The sequence below is a fragment of the Kitasatospora arboriphila genome (assembly GCF_039528095.1).
Classification (GTDB): domain Bacteria; phylum Actinomycetota; class Actinomycetes; order Streptomycetales; family Streptomycetaceae; genus Kitasatospora; species Kitasatospora arboriphila.
Map to the genome: position 1 here is coordinate 1 of NZ_BAAALD010000187.1, position 4,882 is coordinate 4,882.

Annotated in this window: 5 protein-coding genes and 1 tRNA gene; 1 reads left to right on the forward strand and 5 read right to left on the reverse strand. The window is 73.2% G+C overall.

Going from position 1 to position 4,882, the window contains the following annotated elements; all coding sequences use genetic code 11:
- Positions 1 to 68: 68 nt before the first annotated feature.
- Positions 69 to 458, reverse strand: coding sequence for a hypothetical protein (locus ABD353_RS39100; RefSeq protein ID WP_344628488.1), 390 nt, complete (start codon positions 456 to 458; stop codon positions 69 to 71).
- On the reverse strand, positions 401 to 1,603 hold the full coding sequence (locus tag ABD353_RS39105; protein WP_344628489.1) for a glycosyltransferase family 39 protein: 1,203 nt from the start codon (positions 1,601 to 1,603) through the stop codon (positions 401 to 403). Before ABD353_RS39105 ends, ABD353_RS39100 begins: the two co-directional genes overlap by 58 nt.
- 195 nt (positions 1,604 to 1,798) lie before the next feature.
- Here ABD353_RS39105 and ABD353_RS39110 point away from each other — a divergent pair.
- A tRNA-Arg gene (locus ABD353_RS39110) sits at positions 1,799 to 1,871 on the forward strand.
- Positions 1,872 to 1,968: 97 nt separating this feature from the next.
- Here ABD353_RS39110 and ABD353_RS39115 read toward each other — a convergent pair.
- Genes ABD353_RS39115 through repSA form a run of 3 tightly spaced genes read right to left on the reverse strand, consistent with a single transcriptional unit; the run spans position 1,969 to position 4,774 of the window.
- Positions 1,969 to 3,135, reverse strand: a complete 1,167-nt coding sequence (locus ABD353_RS39115; protein ID WP_344628490.1) for a tyrosine-type recombinase/integrase — start codon at positions 3,133 to 3,135, stop codon at positions 1,969 to 1,971.
- Positions 3,135 to 3,353, reverse strand: a complete 219-nt coding sequence (locus tag ABD353_RS39120) for an excisionase family DNA-binding protein (RefSeq protein WP_344628491.1) — start codon at positions 3,351 to 3,353, stop codon at positions 3,135 to 3,137. Before ABD353_RS39120 ends, ABD353_RS39115 begins: the two co-directional genes overlap by 1 nt.
- The gene (repSA, locus tag ABD353_RS39125; RefSeq protein WP_425555350.1) at positions 3,338 to 4,774 is read right to left on the reverse strand and encodes a replication initiator protein RepSA; all 1,437 of its coding nucleotides are present in this window, start codon (positions 4,772 to 4,774) and stop codon (positions 3,338 to 3,340) included. The genes ABD353_RS39120 and repSA overlap by 16 nt, the downstream gene beginning before the upstream one ends.
- Positions 4,775 to 4,882 lie beyond the last annotated feature (108 nt).

Sequence of the window (4,882 nt, forward strand, 5' to 3'; positions counted from 1 at the left end):
CTGCCGAGATCGGCGAAGGTGGTCTCCTCAGGGGCAGTCACGGCACAGCCTTTCGGGTCGGCGGCGGGTCACGGACGGCCCGGCGCGGGTGCCGCACCGGCCGCCGGGCGGCGGACCAGGAGCGACACCGTCAGCCCGGGGACGTGCCGGACCTCGGCCGGGACGAACGCCGTCCGCAGGGCCCGGGCCTGTTCGCCCGGGAGTCGCTCGTACGGATCGTCGCCCGTGCCGATGGTAACGACCCAGACACGCCTCTCGTCACCGACGCAGGTCACGGGCACCGGGCACTCGACCGCGAAGAGGTCGTGGGCGGCCGCCGCGCTCTCCCGGACGAAGAGCTGCCGGGGGCGGACCCCGGCGGGCAGGTAGTAGGAGACGGCCGGGCCGACCATCATCCAGTTCAGGTCGCCGCCGACCGCGACCAGTGCGTCGCCCGGCGCGTACCCGGTCGCAACCAACCGGGCCGCCCCGCGGTAGTCGGTGTCGGTGTGCGAGGCGGCCGTCCGCAGCACCCGCTGGTGCTCCAGGCCGAGCCAGGCCGGGACGGCGGCCGCCGCGGCCACCAGCAGCACCCCCCCCCCCCCCCCCCCCCCCCCCCCCCCGCCGCCCCGGCCGCCCCCGCGGCCGGCGCCCGGCGGACGGGGACCGGCCGGCCGAGCAGCGCGGCCAGGGCGCCGATCCCGCCGCCGGCGAGGGCCGCCCAGAGCGGCACCGTGAAGAGCAGGTAGCGCGCCAGGAAGAAGGAGGTGCTGCCGAGCCGCGACACCACCCACACCGCGCCGACCGGGAGCGAGGCCGCGAGCAGCAGCAGCGCGGCCGGGCGCCGGGAGCCGCGCAGCAGCAGGGCCGGCAGCGCCATGGCCAGGAACGCGTACAGCACCTGGTGCGAGCCGAACAGGTCCTGCCAGACGAACCGCAGGTCACGGACGGTCGGCGCGGCCAACCAGGACAGCTGGCGGCCCGACTGCAGCCGGCCGAGCGCCATCACCGGCAGGGCGGGGGCCACCCCGGCGGCCACCGCGAGCGGCCACTGCCGGAGCACCCGGCGGGCGTCCGGCCGCAGGGCGGCGGCGGCCACCATCGGCAGCTGGCCGACCAGGCAGGCCAGCGAGACGAGGTGGAAGACCCCGGCCACACCGGTCGCCAGCGCGTACCAGGCCCAGCGGTCGGCGGTCGGCCGCTCCAGTGCCCGCAGCAGCAGCCAGGTCGCGGCGGCCACCGCACAGGCCACCACCGCGTAGGCGCGGGCCTCCTGGGCGTAGCGGGAGATCTGCGGCACGGTCGCCAGCAGCAGGCCGCCGGCGAGTCCGGCGACCGGCGAGGCGAACATCCGCCGGGCGATCAGCGCGGTGAAGCAGGCGGCACCGGCGATCGCCAGGGCGGACGGCAGCCGCAAGGCGGCGGGCGAGTCGCCGAACAGGCCCGTCCAGGCGTGCAGCAGGACGTACGAAGCGCCGTTGCTGGCATCGACGTTGGCCAGCATCGCGAACAGTCCGCGCAGCGGCCGCCCGGCGGCGCTCCAACTCGACACCTCGTCGCGCCACAGCTCGGGCACCCCGATCCCGGCGAGGCCCACGGCGAGGGCGACCAGACCAGGCGCCAACCAGAAAAGCTCTTGTCGGATTATCTGTACGTATCTACTCATCAGCTGCCAACCCGGACATAGCGGCCGAGCCAGAATAGCCAGTTCCCGTCCCCGGCACCTGCCACCGCACACGATCTCCGAGCGCCGGATCCGCTAGTCTGTCTGCCGTCGGCCGAACACCGCCCGCCCCACCGCAGGCAGTCGGCAGGCCCCGCCTCAGTAGCTCAGGGGATAGAGCACGGCTCTCCTAAAGCCGGTGTCGCAGGTTCGAATCCTGCCTGGGGCACATCGCCCGATCGAGGCGCAGAACGTCAGAAGGGCCAGCTCACGAGGGTGAACCTCGAAAGCTGGCCCTTCGTGCTGCCAGGGATGGGAAGGGCGGCTCAGTCCGGCCGTGCCACACCCGTGCCAGAAGGCGCCGGCGGGGACTGCTCACCGAGCGCCTGGCGGACGGCCTCGCCCATGCGGTCGGCGAGGACTCGGTCCCGCTCGCTGGTCATGTGCTGGTAGATCAACGCGGCCCGGGTCGTGCTGTGTCCCATCCGGGTCATGAGTTCGCGGGTGCTCGCCCCGCTCTGGGAGGCGAGGGTGTTGCCGGTGTGCCGGAGATCGTGGAAGTGCACGTTCTCGGTGATACCGGCCTTGGCGCGGGCGGACACCCAGTCGTCCCGGAAGTTGCTCCGGCGGAGCCTGCCGCCGCGGGGGCCGACGAAGACGTGCCCGTCCGGGCCCTGGCCGGCGAAGTGCTCCAGGTGGTGCACGAAGGCCGGGACGATCTCGGCAGGGAAGGCCACCGGGCGGAAGCCCGCGGCACTCTTCGGCGCCTTGTCGAGCAGCTTGCCGCTGTTCAGCTCGGCCTGATTCCGACGGACGCGGACGATGCGCGCGGCCAGGTCGACGTCCCGCCGGCGGAGTGCGGCCAGCTCGCCGAACCGCAGTGTGGCGAAGGCCGTCACCAGGACAAGCGCCCGCCACCGCGGGCCGATGGCGTCGGCCACGGCGAAAACCTCGGGCACGGTGAGCACCGGCCGCTCCGGCACGTCGTAGGTGTCGGCCCCCTTGATCCGGCACGGATTGCGCTGGATCAGCCCGTCGTCCACGGCCGTGTTCAGGATGGCGCGGAGCATCTGGTACGCCTTGACCACGCTCGGCTCGCCAACTCCCGCGTCCAGGAGGCCCGAACGCCAGGCCCGCACGCGCGGAGGGGAGATCTCCCCGACGCTCCGGCCGCCCAACTTCGGCAGGATGTGCAGCCGGAGGACGGTCGCATACCTCTCACGAGTGCTCTCCTCCAGCTTCCTGTCCTTGATCCAAGTCGCGGCGAAGTCAGCGAAGTTCACCGAGCCCGCATCCGGGTCCGTCCACTTGTCGGTGACGATGCTCGCCTCGATGAGCGTGAGGGCCACCTCGGCGTCCCGCTTGGTCGCGTAGGTGTCCTCGGCCGACCGGAGCTGTCCGGTCAGGGGATCGCGGTACCGCACTTGCCAACGGCCCGACGGGAGTTGCCGGACCGAGCCGAACCGTCGGCGGTTGCCCTTCGTGTTCGCCATCAGGCCGCCGTCCGAAGTCGGCGCGGCCGGGTGATCGGCTGCACGGTGTTCGACTCGACGAAGGCAGCCAGGACGCTCTCCTTGATGCGAACGTGGCGCCCGACCTTCACGAACGCGATGCGGCGCTCCTCGATGAGGCGGCGCGGGAAGCGCTCCTTGCTCGTCTCCCAGGTCCCGAGCAGCTTGGCGGCTTCCTGCACGGTCAGCAGGCGGTCCATGCGGGGTTCTCCTCTCCGGCGAGCTGGGCACGCAGCTCCTGGCGGTCGGTGGTGCGGCGTTCGTGGAGCTCACGGGCGACGGCGGCGGCGAGCAGGGACTCACCGGGGGTGTTGCCGGCCCCGGCGTAGACCCAGTGGGCGAGGACGAGGGTGTCGGTGTCGGGCAGCTCGTCGAGGTCGGGCAGGCCGGCGGCCAGGAGGCGTTCGCGCAGGGCGGTGCGGGCCTCGGTGGCGCGGTAGTCGGCGCGGACCTGGCGGAGCGCGCCGAGGGTGGTCGAGTAGGTGGGCGACTTGCTGGAGAAGTGGCCGCGGAAGCCGAGCATGTGGGACCAGTGGGCGAGCAGGCGCTCCGGGTAGAGCGGATCGAGGTCCCAGCACGCTTCGATCAGGCGCCGGGTGTGCTCGGGCAGGTCGTGGCGGTCGAGTTCGTGGCGCTCCACGATGCGGCGGTCCACGGTCTGAGTGGCCTCCGCCGACTTGGTGGCGTACTTGGCCACGTAAGAGGCCACCGCCTGCTCGGAGATCTCACCGGAGCCGAAGGCGCCGATCGGCCGGACGTCGACCTGCCGGCCCCACTGGAGAAGACGGCTCCGGAGGTGGCCGGCAGCTGCGAGAGGCACACTGGCGCGGCGGGCGGCGGCGCGGATCGCGGCGTCCAGGAGCGCGACGGTGGCCCAGGCCGGGGGCGGGGAGTCCGGTCCGGTGGGCCCGTCGATGCGGATCACGGCGTGGAAGTGGACGGCGCCGCGGCGCTGGAACTCGGCGACCTTCCCGAAGGACAGCTTCGCCTGCTCCTTGAACTCGTACTGGTAGAGGCCGGCCATCTTGGCCATGGTCCGGAACAGGTAGATGGTGAAGCGCCTCCACAGGTCGGGGGCGTGGTTGTTCCAGAGCGCGGCGTGCGCGTAGTCGTAGCTGTCCGGGTCGAGGGGTGTGCCGAGGACGGGCGAGCCGTCGGGGTGGTCGGTGCCGCAGCGGCAGACACCCTTGTCGGGACGGTTGTGGACCGGGCCGAAGGACGGGGCGGTGAGGGTGGCGAAGACGCGGGGGTGCTCGCGGACGGTGGCCGGGATGCCCTTGGGCTCGTCTCCGGCGAGGCCGGCGCGGATGAGGTGGTAGGTGTCGGCGGAGTAGGTGCGTGCGCAGGAGGGGCAGCGGGAGGCCCGGCGGTTGCCGCAGGCGACCTTGAGGCGGTGGCCGGGTTCGTGCTGGGTGGAGTAGTGGTGCAGGACCTGGCCGGTGGTGGCGTGGGTCAGGGTGCGGAAGCCCTGAAGGTGGATCGGGTTGGAGCAGCCGCCGGTGCGGGCGATCTGGTCATGGAGCTTGGGCAGGTCTCCGCGGGCGGCGAGGCGGGCGAGGCGGGCGAGGTCGGCGACGGCCAGGCGGTCGCGGTCGGCGTCGGCGAGGGCGTGGCGGGACAAGGACGGCTTCTCCTTCCAGGGGGAGGCCCCGGAGCCGGGATGGTGGCGGCTCCGGGGCGGGGCGGTTCGGGATCAGGCGCGGACGACGGCGGCCGGGGTGCGGTGGAG